This is a genomic window from Microbacterium sp. NPDC056057 (genome assembly GCF_042266945.1).
Lineage (GTDB): Bacteria > Actinomycetota > Actinomycetes > Actinomycetales > Microbacteriaceae > Microbacterium > Microbacterium trichothecenolyticum_C.
In genome coordinates, this window is the sequence record NZ_JBHJWS010000005.1 from 161,335 (window position 1) to 183,038 (window position 21,704).

17 protein-coding genes are annotated in these 21,704 nt (G+C 71.3%); 6 read left to right on the plus strand and 11 right to left on the minus strand.

Annotated elements, in window-relative coordinates:
- Nucleotides 1-119 precede the first annotated feature (119 nt).
- From ACFC1K_RS19435 to ACFC1K_RS19445, 3 genes are all read right to left on the minus strand, one after another.
- Nucleotides 120-1,373 (minus strand): RNA polymerase sigma factor, encoded by a 1,254-nt coding sequence (locus ACFC1K_RS19435; protein WP_375872866.1) that lies wholly within the window; start codon nt 1,371-1,373, stop codon nt 120-122.
- Nucleotides 1,373-1,738: a YciI family protein gene (locus tag ACFC1K_RS19440; RefSeq protein ID WP_310289688.1), complete on the minus strand. Its 366-nt coding sequence runs from the start codon at nt 1,736-1,738 to the stop codon at nt 1,373-1,375. Before ACFC1K_RS19440 ends, ACFC1K_RS19435 begins: the two co-directional genes overlap by 1 nt.
- Before the next feature lie 103 nt (nt 1,739-1,841).
- Entirely contained in the window at nt 1,842-3,137 is a 1,296-nt protein-coding gene (locus tag ACFC1K_RS19445; RefSeq protein WP_375872867.1) for an RIP metalloprotease, read from the minus strand.
- A gap of 107 nt (nt 3,138-3,244) precedes the next feature.
- On the opposite strand from ACFC1K_RS19445, the gene ACFC1K_RS19450 reads away from it, so the two are divergent.
- The 3 genes from ACFC1K_RS19450 (at nt 3,245) to ACFC1K_RS19460 (ending at nt 6,406) form a co-directional block, all read left to right on the plus strand.
- Entirely contained in the window at nt 3,245-3,808 is a 564-nt protein-coding gene (locus ACFC1K_RS19450; protein WP_375872868.1) for a hypothetical protein, read from the plus strand.
- 134 nt (nt 3,809-3,942) lie between these two features.
- The gene (locus ACFC1K_RS19455; RefSeq protein WP_375872869.1) at nt 3,943-4,665 is read left to right on the plus strand and encodes a YcnI family protein; all 723 of its coding nucleotides are present in this window, start codon (nt 3,943-3,945) and stop codon (nt 4,663-4,665) included.
- Nucleotides 4,666-4,741: 76 nt separating this feature from the next.
- Nucleotides 4,742-6,406: a Mur ligase family protein gene (locus tag ACFC1K_RS19460; RefSeq protein WP_375872870.1), complete on the plus strand. Its 1,665-nt coding sequence runs from the start codon at nt 4,742-4,744 to the stop codon at nt 6,404-6,406.
- A 160-nt stretch (nt 6,407-6,566) separates the two neighbouring features.
- Here the strand turns inward: ACFC1K_RS19460 and dxr are convergent, their stop codons facing one another.
- Nucleotides 6,567-7,652 carry a 1-deoxy-D-xylulose-5-phosphate reductoisomerase gene (dxr, locus tag ACFC1K_RS19465; RefSeq protein ID WP_375872871.1) on the minus strand — a complete coding sequence of 362 codons (1,086 nt, stop codon included), beginning with the start codon at nt 7,650-7,652 and terminating at the stop codon, nt 6,567-6,569.
- Between the two features lie 40 nt (nt 7,653-7,692).
- A complete protein-coding gene (locus ACFC1K_RS19470) occupies nt 7,693-8,664 on the minus strand; it encodes an FKBP-type peptidyl-prolyl cis-trans isomerase (RefSeq protein WP_310289679.1) in 972 nt (323 codons plus the stop codon).
- Between the two features lie 200 nt (nt 8,665-8,864).
- Between ACFC1K_RS19470 and ACFC1K_RS19475 the strand changes: the two genes are divergently transcribed.
- The gene (locus tag ACFC1K_RS19475; protein ID WP_310290061.1) at nt 8,865-9,566 is read left to right on the plus strand and encodes a lysophospholipid acyltransferase family protein; all 702 of its coding nucleotides are present in this window, start codon (nt 8,865-8,867) and stop codon (nt 9,564-9,566) included.
- Between the two features lie 49 nt (nt 9,567-9,615).
- Here ACFC1K_RS19475 and ACFC1K_RS19480 read toward each other — a convergent pair whose 3' ends face one another.
- The gene (locus ACFC1K_RS19480; RefSeq protein WP_310289677.1) at nt 9,616-10,098 is read right to left on the minus strand and encodes an OsmC family protein; all 483 of its coding nucleotides are present in this window, start codon (nt 10,096-10,098) and stop codon (nt 9,616-9,618) included.
- A gap of 52 nt (nt 10,099-10,150) precedes the next feature.
- On the opposite strand from ACFC1K_RS19480, the gene ACFC1K_RS19485 reads away from it, so the two are divergent.
- Together ACFC1K_RS19485 and ald are read left to right on the plus strand one after the other, a co-directional pair.
- Nucleotides 10,151-11,140 (plus strand): asparaginase, encoded by a 990-nt coding sequence (locus ACFC1K_RS19485; RefSeq protein WP_375872872.1) that lies wholly within the window; start codon nt 10,151-10,153, stop codon nt 11,138-11,140.
- 56 nt (nt 11,141-11,196) lie between these two features.
- Entirely contained in the window at nt 11,197-12,312 is a 1,116-nt protein-coding gene (gene ald / locus ACFC1K_RS19490; RefSeq protein ID WP_310289673.1) for an alanine dehydrogenase, read from the plus strand.
- Between the two features lie 142 nt (nt 12,313-12,454).
- Here the strand turns inward: ald and ACFC1K_RS19495 are convergent, their stop codons facing one another.
- The 5 genes from ACFC1K_RS19495 to ACFC1K_RS19515 all read right to left on the minus strand — a co-directional run bounded on the left by ACFC1K_RS19495 (nt 12,455) and on the right by ACFC1K_RS19515 (nt 21,607).
- Nucleotides 12,455-14,020, minus strand: coding sequence for an APC family permease (locus ACFC1K_RS19495; RefSeq protein ID WP_310242120.1), 1,566 nt, complete (start codon nt 14,018-14,020; stop codon nt 12,455-12,457).
- Between the two features lie 66 nt (nt 14,021-14,086).
- Nucleotides 14,087-16,903, minus strand: a complete 2,817-nt coding sequence (locus ACFC1K_RS19500) for an FtsK/SpoIIIE domain-containing protein (RefSeq protein WP_375872873.1) — start codon at nt 16,901-16,903, stop codon at nt 14,087-14,089.
- 66 nt (nt 16,904-16,969) lie between these two features.
- Nucleotides 16,970-17,767 carry a PP2C family protein-serine/threonine phosphatase gene (locus ACFC1K_RS19505; protein WP_375872874.1) on the minus strand — a complete coding sequence of 266 codons (798 nt, stop codon included), beginning with the start codon at nt 17,765-17,767 and terminating at the stop codon, nt 16,970-16,972.
- 64 nt (nt 17,768-17,831) lie between these two features.
- The gene (locus tag ACFC1K_RS19510) at nt 17,832-19,877 is read right to left on the minus strand and encodes an ABC transporter ATP-binding protein (RefSeq protein WP_375872875.1); all 2,046 of its coding nucleotides are present in this window, start codon (nt 19,875-19,877) and stop codon (nt 17,832-17,834) included.
- Nucleotides 19,874-21,607, minus strand: coding sequence for an ABC transporter ATP-binding protein (locus tag ACFC1K_RS19515; protein WP_375872876.1), 1,734 nt, complete (start codon nt 21,605-21,607; stop codon nt 19,874-19,876). The genes ACFC1K_RS19510 and ACFC1K_RS19515 overlap by 4 nt, the downstream gene beginning before the upstream one ends.
- Nucleotides 21,608-21,704: the final 97 nt, after the last annotated feature.

Consider the following 21,704-nt stretch of genomic DNA (forward strand, 5'->3'; position numbering starts at 1 on the left):
CGCCTCCTTCCACCCCGTCTTCGGGTTCGGGGCGCGTCCCGGACGTTCGGGGCGCACGTCGCGCGCCCCGAACGCACGCCGTACGCCCCGAACCCGAAGGGGACGACGGATGCTGCGGCTCAGCGCGCGGTGCGGGCGGCGAGCAGGCGGCGCTCGGCCTCGTTGGCCGTGAGCTCCAGCGCACGGAGGTCCGCGGCGAGCGCCTCGTCGTCGCGTCCCAGGTCGTGCAGCAGCGACGCCCGCACCGCGTGCCACAGATGCGATCGCACGAGCGGATCTTCGAGTGCGTCCACCTCGGCGAGCGCGGCCGCGGCGCCGTCGACCCTCGCGAGCGCGACCGCGCGGTTCAGCCGCACCACCGGCGACCGGTCGTACGCGAGCAGCATGTCGTAGAGCGTCAGCACCTGCAGCCAGTCGGTGGACGCCGCATCGGCGGCATCCGCGTGGCACGCCGCGATCGCCGCGTGCAGCTGCCAGCGCCCAGGCCGCCGCAGTCGCGCCGCACGCCCGAGTGCGTCGCGCGCGCCGGCGAGCAGCGTTGCGTCCCACCGTGTGCGGTCCTGTTCCGCGAGCAGCACGAGCTCGCCGTCGACGGACCGTGCCGACTCGCGGGCCCGGTGGAACCGCAGCAGCGACAGCAGTCCCCACGCCTCCGCGGCGCGAGGAAGCGCCTCGGCGACCACGCGGGCGAGCCACAGCGCATCGTCGGCGAGGTCGCGGTCTGCCGCGGCATCCGCCCCCGCCACGAAGTGGGCCTCGCTGTACATCACCGACACGATCGTGAGCACCAGGTCGAGGCGCGCGGCGGCGTCCGCACCCTCGGGAACGCGCAGGGGAATGCCGCTGTCGGCGATCTTGCGCTTGGCCCGCGAGATCCGCTGTCCGGTGGCGGGCTCGTTCGAGAACGTGGCCCGGGCGATCTGCGCGGTCGTGAGGCCGCACACCGCCCGCAGCGTGAGGGCGAGCTGGGCGTCGGGCGCGAGCGCGGGGTGGCAGCATCCGAAAAGGAGCGGGAGCCGCTCGTCCGCCGGCGCGCCGTCGACCGACGGCTCCGGTTGGAGCAGCGCGACCTTGTCTCGGAGCACGCGCTCGCGCCGCACCCGGTCGAGGGCGTTGTGCCGCGCGGCCTGCATGAGCCACGCGCCGGGCTTCGGCGGGATCCCCCGGCCGCGCCACTCGCGCAGCGCCTCCTCCACCGCTTCGGCGACCGCCTCCTCGGCGACGTCGAAGCTTCCGAACGAGACGGTCAGCGCCGCTGTGATGCGCGCGGACTCCTCGCGCACCACTCCGGCGAGGAGGCGATCGGATGCCGCGGCCCCGGCGTCGCCCCGGTGTTCCGGGTCGCGCGGGGTCGCGGCATCCGTTCCGGACATCACTCGAACTGGCTGTAGTCCGTCACCATCGGGCGGATCTCGATGGCGATGCCGGGGAACTCCATCGACGGCCACGTCTTGACGAGACCGATCGCGGCGTCGAGGTCGGGCACGTCGAGCACGCTGAACCCGCCGACGACCTCCTTGGCCTCGGAGAACGGCCCGTCGACCACGACGGGGCCGTCGGGTCCGTACTTCACCGTGGTCGCGGTGGAGAGGGGCATCAGCTCGGCGCCCCCATCGGAGATCTGTTCCGAGTTGGTCTGGAACCACTCGTAGATCCGCCCGTAGACCTCCTGGCGTCGCTCATCCGGGACGGCGGCGTCGAGCTCGGGGGTCGAGGTGAACATGATCACGTACTTCACGGTCGTGTCCTTTCGTCAGTGGAACCGTTGCATCCCTACAGCGAACGGACAAGACCGATTTCGACACGACCGACCAACATTGTCCGCGGCCGGTGCGCGGGCGTCAGAAGAGCGTGACGGGGTTGAAGAGGTCGGCGAGGATGAGGATGCCGCCCATCACGAGCAGCGCCACGAAGACGGCGAACGTGAGCGGCACGAGCTTGGTCGCATCCACCGGCTTCGGCGGCGGGCGTCGGAACAGCTTCGCCCACACCCGCTTGATGCCCTCCCAGAGGGCCACCGCGATGTGGCCGCCGTCCAGCGGCAGCAGCGGGATGAGGTTGAACACGAACAGGGCGATGTTCAGCGACGCGAGCAGCGACAGGAATCCCGCGACGCGGTTGAGCACGGGCGAGTCCGCGGCGGCGACCTCACCGGAGAGCCGGCCCGCGCCGACGATGCTCAGCGGCCCGTTCGGATCGCGCGGCTGCCCCGTGACGAGGTCGACGCCGGTCTGCCACACCTTCGCCGGCAGCTGCCAGATGATGCCCGCGACCGCGCCGACGTTCTGGACAGCCATCTGGGGCCCTGCCCAGATCGGCTGCTGCACATACTCGACGGTCGGGCCGATGCCCACGAACCCGACCTCCTGGGTGGTGGTCGTGCCATCGGCGGCCGTCACCTCGGTCTGGATCGTGGCCGGGGTGATCTGCAGCGTCTGCTCGCTGCCGTCGCGTTCGACGACGAAGGTCAGCTGCTCGCCGGGCGACGAGCGGATGATGGCGGATGCCTCGGCGAAGTCCGCGACCGACTCTCCGTCGATCGACACGATGACGTCGCCGGGCTGGATGCCGGCCGCCTCGGCCGGAGCGGCGGCAGACGCGTCGGTGCACTCGGTCGAGCTCGTCGTGGGGACGCACTCCGACAGACGCGCGACCTCGGTCGTCGCGGTCTGCACGCCGATGCCGGTGAGCAGGATCGAGAACAGCACGATCGCGAAGAAGAAGTTCATCAGCGGCCCGCCGAGCATCACGACGATGCGCTTGTGGATCGGGAGGCGATAGAACACGTGCGTGTCGTCATCGCCGTGCAGCGTCTCGTCGTTCGCGTCCCGGGCGTCCTGGACCATGGTCGCGAAGAAGCCCCCGGCAGCGCGGCCGTCGCGTCTCGCCGCCTGCGGTGAGGGCGGGTACATGCCGGCCATCGAGATGTAGCCGCCGAGCGGGATCGCCTTGAACCCGTACTCGGTGCCGCGCCACCGCTTCGACCACAGCGTCGGGCCGAACCCGATCATGTACTGGCCGACGCGCACACCGAACTTCTTGGCGGGCCACAGGTGGCCGAGCTCGTGCAGCGCGATCGAGACGGCGAGGCCCACGACCATGAGGGCGACACCGATGACGAACGCGAGGATCTCCACACGCTCACGGTACCCGCGCCAGCCTTTGAGTTGGGTGTGACGACGGACCACCGCGGGCGCGCCGGAGGCGCCTCGCTCCTCCCGTAGGCTCGACACGAGGAGGAGCCGTGACCCCACGCCACGTGCGCGCGCTGCGCGGCACCGCTGCCGCGTGGGTCGCGACCGTCGTCGCCGCCACGGCGCACACCCTCGGCGGGGGCGGCGCACCGTCTCCCGCCTTCGTCGCGGCGGTCGGCATCCTCGCCGCTCCCTTCGCGGTCGCCCTCATCGGCCGGCGGCTCGCCGCGTGGCGCGTCGGAGCCACCGTTCTCGCGAGCCAGGCCCTGTTCCACCTCGCGTTCGCCGTGACCGCCGACGCCGATCCCGCGGCGCTCCACGGCCACCACGTGACGCATCTCGGCGGCGACCTCAGCGCCGTCGTCCTCCCCGATGCCCCCATGCTCGCCGCGCACGTGCTCGCGGCGATCGCGACCGTCGCCGCACTGTACGGCGGGGAACGGATGCTGCGCGCCCTGGGCCGCGGCATCCGTTCGCTCTTCTCGCGCGCCCGCGCGATCGCGCCGCGGCCGACGATGCCGCGGTTCGTGCCGGTACCTGCCGGCAGTGCGCTCGTCGCGGCGCGCGTCGTCCTGTCCGACGTCTCGCGGCGCGGTCCTCCCGCACTCGTCTGAGCGGCGCCGCGCGCCGCACCGTCGCCGGCCCGCGCCCGATGCGCGCGCCGGAACCCTCTCGCGCGTCCGGCTCCCGCCGCGCGCCCCGCTCGGCGATCCCGCCGACGGCCCAGACGAAAGACGACAGCACAGCCATGACCGATTCCACCTCCCGTTCCTCCCGCACCCGCCGCGCCGTGATCGGCGTCACCGCCGGCCTCGCACTCGCGATCGGCGCGCCGCTCGCCGCATCCGCCCACGTCCACGTCACCCCCGAGACGGCGGCGGCGGGCGGCACCGAAACGCTCACCTTCTCGTTCTCGCATGGCTGCGACGGCTCGCCGACGACAGCCGTCGCGGTCGACATCCCCGCAGGCGTCGGCAACGCGACGCCCGTCGTGCAGGGCGGCTGGACCATCACGCGCGAACTCGGCACCGACGGCGTGCCGACCCGCGTCGTGTACACCGCCGACACCCCGGTCGAGGACGGGTTCAAAGCAGCCGTCTCGATGGACGTGCTCTTCACCGAGGGCACGGCCGACACGACCCTCGCGTTTCCTGTGACGCAGACGTGTGCTGTGGGCGAGACCGCCTGGACCCAGATCGCTGAGGACGGCGAGGACCCGCACGACCTCGACGCACCCGCGCCACTGGTCGCGGTGGGCGACGTGGCGGACGCGGGCACGGACGCGGGACACGGTGACGCCGAAGGCTCCGGCCATGCGTCGGACGACGCAGCCGCGGCCGCCGCAGATGCTGACGCTGCGGCATCCGTCCCCTCCGCCGACCCGGTCGCGCGCTGGCTGGCGGCCGGCGGACTCGCCGCCGGGATCGCGGCGCTCGTGGTCGTACTCGTGCGCGGACGCCGCAAGGCCTGACCCGAGGCCACGCCGGTCATCGGGCGAGCGCACCCCGCCGCTCGATGACCGGCCCCCATGCGAAGATGGATGCGCCATGCCGACCGACGCGCCTTCGAACCTGCCCCCGGTACTCCGTCCCGACGCGCCGCCGACACACTCGCTCGCAGACCTCGCGGCACGCTTCGCCGTCGACGTCCGCGGTGACGTCGCCGACGCCACGCTGACGGGCCTCACCCTCGCGACCGCCGATCTCCGCCCCGGCGACGTGTTCGTCGCGGTGCAGGGCGTCAACCGCCACGGCGCCGAGTTCTCCGCCACGGCCGCCGAGAAGGGTGCCGTCGCGGTGGTGACGGATGCCGCCGGAGCCGACGCCGCGGCCGCGAGCGGGCTGCCCGTGGTGCTCGTCGAGAACCCTCGAGCGGTCCTGGGCGAGCTGTCGGCCTGGGTCTACAGCACGGGCCGCGACGACGACCTCCCCACGCTGTTCGGCACCACCGGCACCAACGGCAAGACGAGCGTCTCGCACCTGCTCGAGGGCATCCTCGGGCAGCTCGGCGTGACGACCGGCCTGTCGTCGACCGCCGAGCGCCACATCGCCGGGCATGTCGTCGTGTCGCGCCTCACGACCCCCGAGGCGTACGAGATGCACGCGCTCCTCGCGCTCATGCGCGAGCGCGGCGTGGAAGCGGTCGCCGTCGAGGTGAGCGCGCAGGCGCTCAGCCGGCGCCGTGTCGACGGCATCGTGTTCGACGTCGCCGGCTTCACGAACCTCACCCACGACCACCTCGACGACTACGCCGACATGCGCGAGTACTTCGAGGCGAAGCTGCCGTTGTTCCGCACCGACCGTGCGCGCCGCGCCGTCGTCTGCGTCGACTCCGAGCCCGGGGCCGAGGTCGTCGCGCGCAGCGAGGTGCCGACGGTCACCGTGGGCACGCCTGCCCTCGCGTCGGATCCGGATGCCGCAGCCGCCGCCGACTGGGTGGTCGAGATCCTCGACGAGCGCCAGGTCGGCACCGAGTTCCGCCTCACCGCCCGCGACGGGCGCACGCTGACCACGCTCGTCCCCGTGATCGGCCGGCACATGGCGGCCAACGCCGGGCTCGCGATCGTGATGATCCACGAGGGCGGCTACACCTGGGAGCGCCTGGTGGAGGCCCTCGACGGCGGCCGGATCGAGGCCTACCTGCCCGGTCGCACCGAGCTCGTCTCGGGCGAGACCGGCCCCGCGGTGTACGTCGACTTCGGCCACTCCCCTGACGCCTTCGAGAAGACGCTCTCGGCGGTGCGCCGCGTCACGCCGGGCAAGGTCGTCATGCTGTTCGGCGCCGACGGCGACCGCGACGCCACGAAGCGCCACGACATGGGCCGCACCGGCGTCGAGGGCAGCGACATCCTCGTCATCACCGACCACCACCCTCGCCACGAGGACCCGGACTCGATCCGCGCGACCCTGGTCGAAGGCGCGCGTCGCGCGCAGCCGGATGCCGAGATCCACGAGTTCTCGCCGCCCGAGCGCGCGATCATCGAGGCCGTCGCGCTCGTCGGCGACGGCGACGCGATCCTGTGGGCCGGCCCCGGTCACCAGGATTACCGTGACATCCGCGGCGTCCGCACGCCCTATTCGGCGCGCGAGCTCGCCCGCCGCGCGCTGCGCGAGGCCGGCTGGCCCGTGCCCGAGCCGCACTGGCCGGTGCCGTACCCGGAGCATGAGACCCCGGCATCCGACCCCCTGCGGCCTGTCTATCCGGAGGCCTGAGCTCCACCCGTTCACCTGCCACGAAATGCCACGCGCAGCGGCACATCGCGACAGATGAACGAATTGACCCCACTGGCCTCGCTGCTCACCTGTCACGAAGTGCTGCCCACGGCGGCGTATTGCGACAGGTGAGAGGCCGGAATGGCGACGTCCCAGCGGATCAGGATGCTGCGGCGATGACCTTGTCGGCCTTGCGGCGTGCCCAGTCCTCGGCGTCGGCGAGAGCGTCCCGGGTGAGGGCGTCAGGGGCGTCGTGCTTGTCGACCACGCGCTCGATCACATCGATGATGCCGAGGAAGCTCAGGCGGCCTTCGTGGAACGCGTCGACCGCCTGTTCGTTGGCGGCGTTGAACACGGCAGGGTACGTGCCGCCGGCGCGCCCGACCTGCTTCGCCAGGCGCACGGCCGGGAAGGCGGCGTCGTCGAGCGGCTCGAAGGTCCACGATGTCGCAGTGGTCCAGTCGAGCGGCCGGCCGACCCCGGCGACGCGGTTGGGCCAGTCGAGCCCGAGCGAGATCGGGAGGCGCATGTCTGGCGGCGACGCCTGCGCGATCGTCGAGCCGTCGACGAACTCGACCATCGAGTGCACGATCGACTGCGGATGCACGACGACATCGATCTCGGAGTAGGGCACGGAGAAGAGCAGGTGGGCCTCGATGACCTCGAGGCCCTTGTTGACGAGGGTGGCCGAGTTGGTCGTCACGACGCGGCCCATGTCCCATGTCGGGTGCGCAAGGGCCTCGGCCGGGGTCACGCCCTCGAGCGAGGCGCGGGTGCGGCCCCGGAAGGGACCCCCGGATGCCGTCAGCACGAGCCGACGGACCTCGCTGCGCTCCCCCGACCGCAGCGCCTGTGCGATGGCGGAGTGCTCGGAGTCGACCGGGACGATCTGCCCGGGGCGCGCGACCGCCGTGACGAGGTCGCCGCCCACGATGAGCGATTCCTTGTTCGCGAGGGCGAGCGTGCGACCTGTCTCGAGTGCGGCGAGGGTCGGACCGAGGCCGACGGAGCCGGTGATGCCGTTGAGCACGACATCGGCGTCGACGTCGCGCACGAGCTGCTCGGCGTCGACAGCCCCGAGTGCGGTGCTCTCGACGCCGAACTCGGTCGCCTGCGCCTCGAGCGTCTCACGGTCGGATCCCGCAGCGAGACCCACCACCTCGAACCGCCGGGGGTTGGCCCGCACGACGTCGAGCGCCTGCGTGCCGATGGAACCGGTCGAGCCGAGGATGAGGACGCGCCGCATCCGGCCAGCCTATCGCCGGGCCGGATGCGGCCGCCTCGGGTTACTGCTGGGCGGCGGCGCGCTGGACGCCGAGGATGTCGACGACGAAGACGAGCGTCTCGTTCTGCAGCTCGTGGCCGTCCTGAGCGCCGTAGCCGAACTCCGGCGGGATCACGACGAGCACCTGCGAGCCGACCGCCTGTCCTTCGAGCGCCTGCTGGAAGCCGGCGACGACGCCGGTCGTCTGGAACGCCGAGGGCTGCCCGCGGTCCCAGCTGGAGTCGAAGACGGAGCCGTCCGACCACTTGACGCCGGTGTACTGCACGAACACGGTGTCACCGGACTCGACGAGGGGGCCGTCGCCCTCCTTGAGGTTCGCGATCTGCACCTCGGTGGGCGGCTCGGTGGCCTCGGGGATCGTGATGGTCGGCGCACCGTTGTCGGCGAGCTCGACGGTCGGCATGCCGTCGACCGGGTCCTGCTCGGCTCCGTCCGCGCTGGTCGGGAGGAAGTCACTGGTCTCGGCGACGATCACGACGGGCGAGGCGCCCTCGCCGAATGCGCTCCCCGGGATCGACATCGCGACCGTCGAGCCGATCGGCGCGCACTCGAGCGCCGCGACGAACAGCGAGTACTGCTGCGGGTCCATGATGATCGGGACCTCGCCGGAGTCGTCGGCCGACGTCTCGGACGAGTCCTGAAGGACCTCGCCGGTCGATCCGTCGTAGATCGTGTAGAAGCCGCTGACGAGGTCACCCGACACGATGTCGTCGCCGGAGCCCTCGGTCACGATCGTGCGCTCGACGCCCTCGAAGGCGAGGTCGTCGGGGACGGTCGCCGCGAGATCCGCACCGTCACCCGTGACCTTGATGGCGTCGGAGTCCGCGCCAGGCTGCGCGTCGAGCAGGCACTCGGAGGAAGGGGTGGACGTCGGCGTCGGGGTGGCGTTCGGATCGGCCGACCCGGTGCACCCGGCGAGCAGCAGAGTCGACACGGCGACGACGGACAGGGCGGCGAACGGGCGAATGCGCACGGAACAACCTCGAGTCAGGGGAAGGGAAGCCTCCATCCTTTCGCATCTTTCCTCTGTTCGCGCTGGGAAACGGCATGCCGATACCGGAATGCAATCGGGAGTACCCTCTACGGGTGACTTCCGACCTCGTGCCCGGCGCCGAAGACACCGCCGACGAGACGGCGGAAGAACCCGAATCCTCCGCCGTTCCGGCGCGCCGCATGGGCTTCACGTACGCGCTGGGGCGCAGCATCCTGACTCCGCTGGCCAGAATCGTGTACCGCCCGCGGATCGAGGGCAAGGCCAACGTCCCCAAGTCCGGCCCGGTGATCTTCGCGAGCAACCATCTGTCGTTCATCGACTCGATCGCGATCCCGGTCGCGGCACCCCGCCCCGTGCACTTCCTGGCGAAGTCGAGCTATTTCGACAAGCCGGCGTCGCGGTGGTTCTTCACGTCGATCGGCGCGATCCCTGTGCAGCGCGGCGCAGGGCAGGCGGCACTCGACGCGCTCGACCAGCAGCGCGCCCTGCTCGATGACGGCAAGGCCGTGGCGCTCTACCCGGAGGGCACCCGCTCGCTCGACGGCCGCCTCTACAAGGGCCGCACCGGCGTCGCGTTCCTCGCGCTGCAGTCGAACGCCCGCGTGGTGCCGGTGGGACTGATCGGCACCGACAAGGTCATGCCGGTGGGGGCCAAGAAGCCGTCGTTCCGGCACCGCATCACGGTCAGGTTCGGCGAGCCGCTCGACCTCGCGCACCACGGCCCCGCCTCCTCAGGCAAGGCACGCCGTCTCGCGACGGACGAGATCATGGCCGCGATCCACGCGCTGTCGGGCCAGGAACTCGCCAACGCCTACAACGAGGTCCCCGCGCACAACCCGATCGACCGCATCAAGCAGGTCCTCCCCCACGAACGACGCTGACTGCGTTTCGACTCGCAAGCTCGCTCAACGACCGGGGAATGCCGCTCGCTCAACGGCCGGGGGGAGCGACCAGGATCGTGGGCTCGTGGCGCACCGGGAAGTTCACCGAGTTCGCGATGAAGCACCACTCGTTCGCCTGCGCATGCGCGGCGGCCGCGGCATCCGTCATCGACGCGTCCGCGACGGTCACACGCGGCCGCAGCACGACCTCGCGGAAGGCGCCACCGCCGCGGCCGTCCTCGACCATGAGACCGGATGCCTCGTCCTCGTAACCCACGACCACCACTCCTGCCTGCACGCACGCGTGGAGGTACGACAACAGGTGGCACTCGCTGAGCGACGCCAGCAGCATGTCCTCGGGGTTCCACCGCGACGGGTCGCCGCGGAACGGCTTGTCGGAGGAGGCGAGCAGCGCCGGCTTGCCGTCGATCTCGATGGTCGTCGCCCGGTCGTAGTCCCGGTAGCCCGACGTGCCGGTGCCGCGGTCACCGGTCCACGTCGTCCGGACGGAGTATCGATGCTCGCCCCACATGAGCACAGTCTGTCATGCGGGCGGAGGGCCCCTCCGGCGGTAGGCTGTCCGGGTGCCGCAGACCTTCGCCGCGACCGACGCCGTCGAGCTCGCCGTCGTCGAACGCAGCGGTTTCGTCGAGTCGCGCCACGCCGGCATCGCCATCGTGCTCGCCGCCGACGGCACCATCGCCGAGAAGCTCGGCGATCCTTCGGCGCTGATCCTCCCCCGCTCCAGCCTCAAGCCGCTGCAGGCGCTCGCGTGCCTCTCGGCCGGCACGCCCCTCGAGGGCGAGCGGCTGGGCCTCGCGACCGCGAGCCATTCCGGCACCGACCGTCACGTCGCGGTGGTCCGCGACATCCTGTCCCTCGCCGAACTCGGCGAGGACGCACTAGGATGCCCCGCCGCGTGGCCCGGCGACACGGCGACGCGCGACGAGCTGGTGCGTGAACTCGGGCAGCCGTCGCGCATCCGGATGAACTGCTCCGGCAAGCACGCCACGATGCTCCTCACCAGCGTCCTGAACGGGTGGGATCCCGAGAGCTACCTCGCGCCGGATCATCCGGTGCAGATCCTCGTCCGTGAGACCGTCGAACGCCTGATCGGCGAGAAGGTCGCCGCGACCGCCGTCGACGGCTGCGGCGCTCCCGTCTACGCGATGACCCTGTTCGGTCTCGCGCGCGCGATCCACCGGATCGGCAACTCGTCGACGACGTCCCCCTTCGCGCTGCATCGCAGCGCCGGCGCACTCGTCGAGGCGGTGCGCGCGGATCCGTGGACGATCGACGGACCTGGCCGCGCCGACACTGTCGTCATCGAACGGCTCGGCGTATTCGCCAAGGGCGGCGCCGAGGGCGTCATGGTGATGGTCGCCCCGAACGGCACGACAGTGGCGCTCAAGATGCTCGACGGCAGCGGCCGCGCCGCGACCGCCGTCGCCCTCCGGCTGCTCGAGCGGCACGGCGCACTGGCGTCGGCGGATGTCGCCGACACGATGTCGAGGCTTCCGCTGGCCGTCACCGGCGGCGGACAGGATGTCGGGGCCATCCGCCCCGCTTTCTAGAGGCGCTCCCACGAGGAGCCCGAGCGCTCCAACGGCGGAGCGGAAAGGATCACACGATGCGGATCAGCGTCCCCACCGAGGTGAAGAACAACGAGTATCGGGTCGCCCTCACGCCCGCGGGCGTGCACGACCTGGTCGCCTCCGGCCATGAGGTGTTCGTGCAGCGCGGCGCGGGCGAGGGCTCGTCGATGCCGGATGCCGAGTACGCGGACGCGGGGGCGGTGCTCCTCGACGACGCCGCCGAGGTGTGGGCGCGCGCCGAGCTGCTCCTCAAGGTCAAGGAGCCGATCGCGAGCGAGTACGGCTACTTCCGCGACGACCTGGTGCTGTTCACCTACCTGCACCTGGCGGCCGACCGTCCGCTCACCGAACGCCTCGTCGCCGACGGCGTGACCGCGATCGCCTATGAGACCGTCCAGCTGGCCGGTGGCGGGCTCCCGCTGCTCGCGCCCATGAGCGAGGTCGCCGGGCGTCTCGCCCCGACGGTCGGCGCCGCGACGCTGATGCGCTCCGCCGGAGGTCTCGGCCTGCTCATGTCGGGGGTGCCGGGCACGCGCCCGGCCACGGTCACCGTCATCGGCGGCGGCGTCGCCGGCGCCAACGCCGCGGTGATCGCGGTGGGCATGGGCGCCGATGTCACGGTGTTCGACACCAATGTGCAGCGTCTTCGCTACCTCGACGACCACTTCCAGGGCCGCGTGAAGACCGCCGCATCGAACCCGCTCGATCTCGATCGAGCGGTCACCGCCTCGGATCTCGTGATCGGCTCGGTGCTGATCCCGGGCGCGAAGGCGCCGAAGCTCGTGACCAACGACATGGTCTCGCGCATGCGGCCGGGCTCCGTGCTCGTCGACATCGCCGTCGACCAGGGCGGCTGCTTCGAGGACACGCACCCGACCACGCACGCCGATCCGACCTTCCCGGTCCACGGCAGCATCTTCTACTGCGTCGCGAACATGCCGGGCGCGGTGCCCAACACGTCGACTTCGGCGCTCACCAACGCCACCCTCCCCTACATCCGCCAGATCGCGCGGCGCGGGTGGAAGGAAGCCCTCCGAGCGGATGCCGCGCTCGCGGCCGGTCTCAACACCGTCGGCGGCCGCGTGGTCAACGCGGGCGTGGCGACGGCGCACGAACTCGAGCTCGCACCGCTGGACGCCGCCCTGGTCTGACCGCGGTCCCGGCTTCAGAAGCCCCGGACTCCTTCGGGAGTCCGGGGCTTCTGCCGTGCCTGGCTGCGCGAGGCGTACGACGTCGGGTGCGGAGCGCACCTCGGTCCTTGACGGCGGTGGCGCCGAGCGGCGGCGCTCCGGCTCAGACCAGCCCGCCGTCGATCGACCGGGCGAAGTCTGCCGGATCCTCGGGGACGAGCACCGGCGTGTCCCGGTTGAGGCTCTCGCCCCGGAAGAACGCCTTCGCCCGGGGGAACAGGAACCACAGGACCATGAGCAGCACGCCGAACGCGAGGGAGCCGATGCCCAGGACGAACGTGCCGCCGATGCCCAGCAGGACGGTGTAGCCGTAGTCCACGTCGTACATGTCGATGGCCGACTGCACGAACGCGTACGTCAGCATCAGCGACCCCAGCAGCGGGAAGAGGAACCGGTAGAAGAAGTTCCTCGCGCTGTTGAACAGCTCCCGCCGGAAGTACCACACGCAGGCGTAGCCGGTGATGGCGTAGTAGAAGGCGATCGCGAGCCCGAGGGACAGGATGGAGTCCTGCAGGATGTTGTCGCTGATCAAGGTCATGCCGACGTAGTAGACGATCGCGACGACGCCCATGACGAGCGTCGAGAACGACGGTGTCTTGTACCGCGGGTGCACCGTGGCGAACCGGCGGGGCAGCGCCTTGTAGGCGGCCATCGAGAGCGTGCCGCGGGCCGTCGGCAGGATCGTGGTCTGCGTCGACGAGATCGCCGAGATCATCACCGCGACGACCAGCACCCAGCCCAGCGGCCCGAGCAGGCCGTCCTTGATCGCGAGGAAGAAGTCGTCGGCGTTCGCCTCGTTGCCGAGGCCCGTCCCCGTCTCGCCGAGACCGGCGTACATCATCGCGGCCACCGTCACGCCGACATAGGTGAAGAGCAGGATGACCGTCGTCAGCAGAGCCGCACGACCCGGGATGCGCTTGGGGTCCTTGGTCTCCTCGTTGAGGGCGAGGCACGTGTCCCAGCCCCAGTAGATGAAGAGCGCGAGCAGCACTGCCTCGACGAATCCGCTCCACTCGGTGAACGCGAACGGGTTGAACCACGACCAGTCGAACGGCGTCGGGTCCGGCGCCGTGCCTGCGAAGAACTGCCAGAGCGCGGCCACCACGAAGATCGCGAGGGCGAGGTACTGGATCGCCAGCAGCACGTTCTGGATACGCTCGCCGATCTCGACGCCCCGCCAGCTCACCCACGTCATCGCGGCGATGAACACCACCCCGGTCGCCGTGACGAGCGGGACGTTGTCGGCGAGGAGTGCATCCTCGGGATTGCCCACGATGCCGTCCACGAGCGCCCAGAAGTAGATGCCGGCGATCTGCGCGAGGTTCGCCAGCACGACCATGCCGGCGACGGCGACGCCCCACCCGCCCATCCAGCCGACCCAGGGCCCGAAGGCCTTGGTGCCCCACGTGAAGGTGGTGCCGCAGTCGGGGACGTCGTTGTTGAGCTCGCGATAGGCGAACGCGATGAAGAGCATCGGGATGAACGCGATGACGAACGCGATGGGCGCCTGCGCCCCGACCGCCAGCACGACGAACCCGAGGGTCGCCACCAGGGAGTAGACGGGCGCGGTCGACGCGAGGCCGATGACGGTGGAACCCCACAGGCCCAGCGTGCCCGCGGCGAGTCCCTTGCCCTCAGGGCGGTGCAGATCGATCGGGGATGTAGCCACATGGTGACGCTATGGCGTGCGAGAAGCACGGGTCAAGACACCTGCCCGACGGTCAGGCCGGACATCTCACGACGGGAGGACAATGCGCACGGGATCGGCTCCGGCCGAGGTGAGCCACGCGCGCGCGGAACCGGGCTCGCAGTACGGCGGTGCCCCGCGGAATCCTGTGAGGACGCGGAGCTCCGACGCGCACGAGGCGTCGATCACGAGGTCGTGGTCGCCGCGCACATCGGCGAGGAGTCGCCACTGCCGCTGCCAGTCGTCGGGCTCCCCGACGACGACCACGCGTCCCGCGGCCGCGGCACCGGGCTCCGCCACGTAGGCCTCCACGCCGAGCACCCGCACGCCGCGCTCCTCCCAGGCGGCGAGCGCGCGTCGGCCGGCGGGCGAGCGCCGAGCGACGACCCCGGTGAGCGTGGCCGAGGGGATCCACGCAGCGTCGGGCTCGAACGGCTCTCGGGACGCGGAGGGCGCCATCGCGAGCTGGAGCGTCCGTCCGTCGAGTCGCCCCCGCCCGGCGGGCGCGGCCGGATCGAACGTCGAGGGATCGCCCCCGGCCGATGCGTGATCGACGCGTGTGGCGTACGGCAGCATGAGCCGACGCGGAAAGAGCTCGGCGATGCGCGACATGGGACCGGTCAGCCGGTGCGCACCCACCACCACGAGCACGCCGGCATCGGCGGCGCGGCGCACGAGCCCTTCGATGCGCTCCGTGACGATCTGCGCGTACTCGGGCGGCAGCCGCAGTGCGACCCCGTCGAGATCATCGACGAGCACCGCGGAGCCGGGGCGCGGCAACTCCTCGTGCAGCGCGGCGACGGCATCCCAGAGCCGCTCGGGGTGGGCCGGCAGGCGCACCGCCGCCCCGCGCAACTGGGCTTCGACGAGGTCGATCGCATTCGACACCCCGGACGCCGGCCCCCCGAGCACGAGCAGCCCACGGTCGGACGCGCCCAGGAACGCGACCGGCTGCCGCTGGCGCTCGGGCTCGTCGGCCAGCCCGAGCAGCACGGCGCCCGCGGGAGGGGCACCCCGCTCCGCCGTGGAGCGATCCACGAGATCGTCGAGGGTCAGCAGTCTCGGCAGCTCGGGCAGCCAGGGCCGACGGGGCGCACGGTGCCCGATCTTGAGCGCGGCCGCCGCGACGTCGTCGGGGCCCGACAGCGCGATGCGCAGCTGCTGCGGACTCGCATCGCCGGCGCGACGGACGAACGCCGTTCCGCGACCCGAGACCCCGCCGGGCAGGCGCGCGGCATCCTCCGTGCCGAGCAGTGCGCAGCTGTCCGCCGCGTCGGTCACGCGCAGGCTGATCCGCAGCGGGCAGTTCGCCAGCAGGTTGTCGCGGATCACCCCCGCCGCTCGCTGGGTGCCGAGGATGAGATGGATCCCGAGGGCCCTGCCGCGCGCCGCCAGATCGGCGAACAGGCCGTGCAGCTCGGGGTGGTCGCCCAGGAGAGCCGCGAACTCGTCGACCACCACGATGAGCCGCGGCAACCGCACCCGCGCGTCGCCGATGTCACGGGCACCGGCCGCGGCGATCGCCGCCTCGCGCCGGCGGAGCTCGGCCCGCAGGCTCTCGATGGCGCGGCGGGCGCCCGAACCGTCGAGGTCGGTGATGACCCCGGTGACATGGGGAACCCCGGCGAGGCCGTCGAACGCCGTGCCGCCCTTGAAGTCCGCCAGCAGGAAGGTCACCTCATCTGCAGAGCGGGTCGCGCAGAGCGCGAGGATCCAGGTGATCAGCAGCTCGCTCTTGCCGGCCCCGGTGACTCCCGCGACCACCGCGTGAGGTCCGTCGGCGACGAGGTCGACGAGCACGGGCTCGCCGCGGCTCGCGCCGATGACCGCAGGGAGCCCGCTCGCCGTGGCCGGCACGGCGGCCAGCAGCGACGACAGGGCGATCGGCTCCGGCGCCCCGCGCCGCAGTCCCAGGCTGTGCGCGGCGCGCGTGGCGAGCTCGGCGGCGATCTCCTCCGCCTGTCCCCGGGCCACCGCCTCGACCCGCACGGGCACGACCTCGCCGCCGTGCTCGAGACGCGCGACGCCGGGCGAGGAGATCGTGAGCACCGCCTGGCACCTCGGCGGCAATGGCTCGCCGGGTCGACCGCGCGCGATGACGAGGTCGGCGTCCGCGGGGACCAGTTCACCGGGGCCGACGACCGCCAGCTGTGATCCGCCTCGGCCGTCGCGGTGCGGCAGCGCCTCCATCCAGTCGAGACCGCGCCCGAGCGGCGGGACGATGCGCAGCTCGTCCGGCGCGAACGCGAGGCACGCCTGCAGGACGAGCGCCCGCTGAACGGCGGCCGCCAGCGTCTCACCGCCCACCACCACCACGCCGGCGGCGAGAGGGAGCGTCACCGGCGCCCCCGCGACCCGGGCGGCGTGGCGACGCAGCTCCGCAGCATCCGGATCTCCGTCTCCTCCGGTCACGCGGACGACGCTGGCGCGCTCGCCCTCGCCGACCACGAGGCACGCATCGCGGCCGCCGCGCCAGATCTCGCCATCGCGGGTGACGAGGCGCGCGACATCGGGATGCCGCGCCCACAGCTGCGCCCGCTCGCTCTCGTGGCGCGCCGTCACCGCAGAGGCGACCTCGACGCGGGCGCGCATCGCGTCGGCTGCGGCGCGCCGCCCGTCGCGGCGGGCGGCGCGGCGTGCGTCGAGCATGGTCGCCGCCGCGATCAGCGGGCCGAGGAGCGCGAACCAGAGGGAGAAGAGGGAGCCGGTGACGAGCCAGAGCGCGACGGCACCGACCACCGGCACGATCGCGGCCACGAGCGGCAGCGGGGGGCGCGGCGGAGGGCTCCACGCCGCGGGGAGGGCGAGCGGCTCATCGTCGAGAACGCCACCGGTCGCGAAGGTCGAAGGAACGGTCGAGCGCATGCGCCCAGTCCAGCGCGAGCCGGATCGACCCGGATCCCGGCAAGCCGGATCTGTGGATCGCGGCGGTCAGTCCTCGACTGTGGAGGAGTCGTGGTCGGCCGGGCGACCCACATCGAGGACGATGATGGTGATGTTGTCGCGGCCGCCGTTCTCGAGCGCCGCCTCGAGCATGGCGGATGCCGCGTCGGCCGCGTCGGCGTTCTCCTCGAGGAAGTGGCGGATCCCGTAGTCGGTGAGCTCCTTCGTCAGCCCGTCGGAGCAGATGACGAAGCGGTCGCCGTCGAGCGCGTCCAGCCGCACGTAGTCGGGCGTGACGCCCTCGCTCGGCCCCACCGCGCGGGTGATGACGTTGCCGTAGGGGTGGTTCTCGGCCTCTTCCGGACTCAGTCGTCCTGCCGCGACGAGTTCCTGCACGACCGAGTGGTCGGTGGTGATCTGCACGATCGCGCCATCGCGCACGAGATACACCCGCGAGTCGCCGATGTTCAGGGTGACCCAGTGGGCGGCATCCCCCGATGTGTCGAGGAACACGCCGGTCACCGTGGTGCCCGTGCCGTCGTCCGTGGCCTCCGGGTGCGACGCGATGTCCTTGACGGCGCGCGCGAGCGCCTTCTCGATGGTCTTCGGCGTCACCGTTCCGCTGTCGGCGACGGCGTGGAGTCGCTCGATCGCGCTCGCGCTGGCGATCTCACCCCCGACATGCCCACCCATGCCGTCGGCGACGACGAACAGCGGATACGCCGCGAACATCGCATCCTGGTTCACCTCGCGGCGGCGTCCGGTGTCGGTCACGGCGGCCCAGGAGAGCTCGAGCACGCCACCGGGGACCGGGACGGCGAGAGACTGGGTGGAAACTTCGGGCACGCCCTGTCCTCCCCGTCGGAATACGCCGGAACCCTTCGCCCCCGCGTCCTCACATACTAGTGGGTTACTCGACGGCGTCTTCGGACTCGGCGAGCGCTTCGACGACGATCTGCGCCGTCGTGGGCGGTGGCGACAGAGGCACGGTCGGCACCTCGACCACTTCCTCCTCTTCGGCCGCGCCCTCGAACTGCGCGTTGTAGAGGCGCCAGTACGCGCCCTTCTGCGCGAGCAGCTCGTTGTGCGACCCCTGCTCGACGATCGCGCCGTTCTCCATCACGAGGATGAGGTCGGCGTCCCGGATCGTCGACAGCCGGTGCGCGATCACGAACGCCGTCCGGTCCTCGCGCAGCCGCGACATCGCGCGCTGGATGAGCAGCTCGGTGCGGGTGTCCACCGACGACGTCGCCTCGTCCAGGATGAGGATGCGCGGATCGGCGAGGAACGCCCGGGCGATCGTCACGAGCTGACGCTCGCCCACGCTGAGGTTGGTGGCCTCGTCGTCGAGCATCGTGTCGTAGCCGTCGGGCAGCGCGTGCACGAAGCGGTCGACGTAAGCCGCCGTCGCCGCGGCCACGATCTCCTCCTCGGACGCCTCCGGTCGCCCGTACGCGATGTTCTCGCGGATGGTGCCCGCGAACAGCCAGGTGTCCTGCAGCACCATCCCGGTGCGCGCGCGGAGGTCGTCGCGTGTCATACGCCGGGTGTCGACGCCGTCCAGCACGATGCGGCCCGCGTCGACGTCGTAGAACCGCATGATGAGGTTCACGAGGGTCGTCTTGCCGGCGCCGGTGGGCCCGACGATCGCGACGGTGCTGCCGGGCCGCGCCGCGAGTGTCAGCGAGTCGATCAGCGGCTTGTCCGGCGTGTACCGGAACGAGACGTCCTCGAACTCCAGCCTGCTCGCCGACTCCGGCGCGGTCTCGGCCGGGTCGTCGTCGGGCGTCTGCTCCTCCTCGTCGAGCAGTTCGAACACGCGCTCGGCGCTGGCGACGCCGGACTGCAGCAGGTTCGCCATCGACCCGAGCTGGCTGAGCGGCTGGGTGAACTGCCGCGAGTACTGGATGAACGCCTGCACGTCGCCGATGGACATGAGCCCTGCGGCGACCTGGAGTCCGCCGACGACCGCGATCGCGACGTACACGAGGTTGCCGATGAACATCATCGAGGGCATGATCACGCCCGAGAGGAACTGCGCCCCGAAGCTCGACCGGTACAGCTCCTCGTTCTCGGCGCGGAAGTCCGCCTCGACCTCCTTCTGGTGGCCGAACACCTTCACGACCGAGTGGCCCGAGAACGTCTCCTCGACCCGGGCGTTGAGCACGCCGGTCGTCTTCCACTGCTGCACGAAGAGCTTCTGCGAGCGCTTGGCCACGAGCACGGTGATGAGGATCGTCAGCGGGATGGTGACGAGGGCGATGACCGCCAGCAGCGGCGAGATGATGAACATCATCGTGAGCACGCCGATCACGGTGAGCAGGGAGATGACGACCTGCGACAGGGTCTGCTGCATCGTCTGCCCGATGTTGTCGACGTCGTTCGTGACGCGGCTGAGCAGCTCGCCGCGCTGCACGCGGTCGAAGTACGACAACGGCAGGCGGTGCACCTTGTCTTCGACCTGCAGACGCAGCCGGTGCATCGCGCGCTGCACCACCCCGTTGAGGATGCGCGCCTGCAGCCAGCCGAAGATGCTGGAGAACACGTAGACGAGCAGCACCAGCGTCAGGATCCGCGCGAGTTGGTCGAAGTCGATTCCGGCGCCCGGCACGAAATCCATCGCGGCGACCATGTTCGCCTGGTCCTGGTTGCCCGACGCGACGAGCTGGTCGACGACCTGCTGCTTGGTCACGCCCGACGGCACCTGCAGCGAGATGAAGCCCGCGAACACCACGTTCGTGCCCTCGCCGAGCAGCTTCGGGCCGATCACCGAGAGCGTGACCGACAGGATGCTGAACACGAGCACCACCACGAGCAGCAGCCTGTCGGGGCGCAGGGTCGCAAGCAGGCGCTTCGCACTCGGACCGAAGTTCTGCGCCTTCTCGCCGCCCGTCGCCTGACCCATGGGGCCGCGGCCGATCGGCATGCGCTGCGGCGCCCGCCCCGGCCCGCTCATGCCGCCGCCTCCGCCGCGAGCTGGGACTCCACGATCTCGCGGTAAGTCTCGTTCGTTTCGACGAGTTCGTCGTGCGTGCCGATCCCGACGATGCGCCCGTGATCGAGCACGAGGATCTGGTCGGCGTGCTGGATCGTCGAGACGCGCTGCGCGACGACGAGCCGGGTCGCGTCGGGCAGGTGGGTGTCGAGCGCGCGGCGGAGCGCAGCATCCGTCCTCAGATCCAATGCCGAGAACGAGTCGTCGAAGATGTACGACTCCGGCCGTTTCACCAGGGCGCGGGCGATCGCGAGTCGCTGCCGCTGCCCGCCCGACAGGTTCGTGCCGCCCTGGGCGATCGGCGCCTCGAGCCCCTCCGGCATCGCGCGGACGAAGTCGGCCGCCTGCGCGAGCTCGAGCGCGGTCCACAGCTGCTCGTCGGTCGCGTCGTGGTCGCCGTAGCGCAGGTTCGACGCGATCGTGCCCGAGAACAGGAAGGCGCGCTGCGGGACGAGTCCGACGCGCGTCCAGAGCTCATCGGGGTCGTAGTCGCGCACGTCGACGCCGTCGACGCGGACGCTGCCCCCCGTTACGTCGAACAGACGCGGCACGAGGCTGATGAGGGTCGTCTTGCCCGAGCCGGTCGAGCCGATGACCGCCGTCGTCGTGCCGGGCTCGACCGTGAAGGTCACGTCGTGCAGCACGGCCTCCTCGGCGCCGGGGTACGCGAAGTCGACATGGTCGAACTCGATCCGGCCGGTGGGAGCGGGGGCGGATGCTGCGGCCTCCGGTGCCGATACCGACGGCGCGGTCTCGAGCACCTCGCCGATGCGGTTCGCGCAGACCGCGGCGCGCGGGATCATGACGAACATGAAGGTCGCCATCATGACGCCCATGAGGATCTGCATGAGGTAGGTGAGGAACGCGAACAGCGTGCCGATCTGCACGCCGTTGTTCTGCACCTGGAAGGCGCCGAACCAGATGACCGCGACGCTCGAGACGTTCATGACGAGCATCACCGCGGGGAACATCAGCGCCATGAGGTTGCCGGCGCGCAGGCCGGTCGCCTTCACGTCGTCGCTCGCCGACTCGAAGCGCGCGCGCTCCTCGCGCTCGCGCACGAACGCGCGGACGACGCGGATGCCGCTGAGCTGCTCGCGCATGATCTGGTTCACGCGGTCGATGCGCTTCTGCATCTGGGTGAACGCCGGCACCATGCGCCAGACGATGAGCCCGACGATGATGAGCAGCACCGGGATCGCCACCGCCATCAGCCACGACAGGCCGACGTCCTGGCTGATGGCCATGATCACGCCGCCGATCGCGAGCATCGGCGCCGAGATCATGAGCGTCGCCGACACCTGCACCAGCATCTGCACCTGCTGCACGTCGTTGGTGTTGCGCGTGATGAGCGACGGGGCGCCGAACTGACCGACTTCCCGCTGCGAGAACGCGACCACGCGATGGAACAAGTCGCCCCGCAGGTCCCGGCCCATGCCCATCGCGAGGCGCGACCCGAAGTACACCGCGACGATCGCGCACACCACCTGCACGAGGCTCACGATCAGCATGACGCCGCCGGTCGACCAGATATACGGGATGTCGCCGGTGACGACGCCGTTGTCGATGATGTCGGCGTTCAGGGTCGGCAGCCACAGCGACGCGATCGACTGCGCCAGCTGGAAGACGACCACCGCCACGATGAGCGGCCACGCGGGACTCAGATACCGCACCAGGAGCTTGCCGAGCACGACGGTCCTTTCCGGCGCGCGGAGTCGTCCGCTCACACGGACCGCGCACGGATAGCGACGCTACGCCCGCGTGCGCGCCGCCGAAAGTCCGGCGCCT

Coding starts and splice junctions, on each gene's coding strand:
- ACFC1K_RS19435 (WP_375872866.1), bottom strand. CDS start 1,373: ATGTCCGGAACGGATGCCGCGACCCCGCGCGACCCGGAACACCGGGGC.
- ACFC1K_RS19455 (WP_375872869.1), top strand. CDS start 3,943: ATGACCGATTCCACCTCCCGTTCCTCCCGCACCCGCCGCGCCGTGATC.
- ACFC1K_RS19460 (WP_375872870.1), top strand. CDS start 4,742: ATGCCGACCGACGCGCCTTCGAACCTGCCCCCGGTACTCCGTCCCGAC.
- dxr (WP_375872871.1), bottom strand. CDS start 7,652: ATGCGGCGCGTCCTCATCCTCGGCTCGACCGGTTCCATCGGCACGCAG.
- ACFC1K_RS19475 (WP_310290061.1), top strand. CDS start 8,865: ATGGGCTTCACGTACGCGCTGGGGCGCAGCATCCTGACTCCGCTGGCC.
- ACFC1K_RS19480 (WP_310289677.1), bottom strand. CDS start 10,098: ATGTGGGGCGAGCATCGATACTCCGTCCGGACGACGTGGACCGGTGAC.
- ald (WP_310289673.1), top strand. CDS start 11,197: ATGCGGATCAGCGTCCCCACCGAGGTGAAGAACAACGAGTATCGGGTC.
- ACFC1K_RS19500 (WP_375872873.1), bottom strand. CDS start 16,903: ATGCGCTCGACCGTTCCTTCGACCTTCGCGACCGGTGGCGTTCTCGAC.
- ACFC1K_RS19510 (WP_375872875.1), bottom strand. CDS start 19,877: ATGAGCGGGCCGGGGCGGGCGCCGCAGCGCATGCCGATCGGCCGCGGC.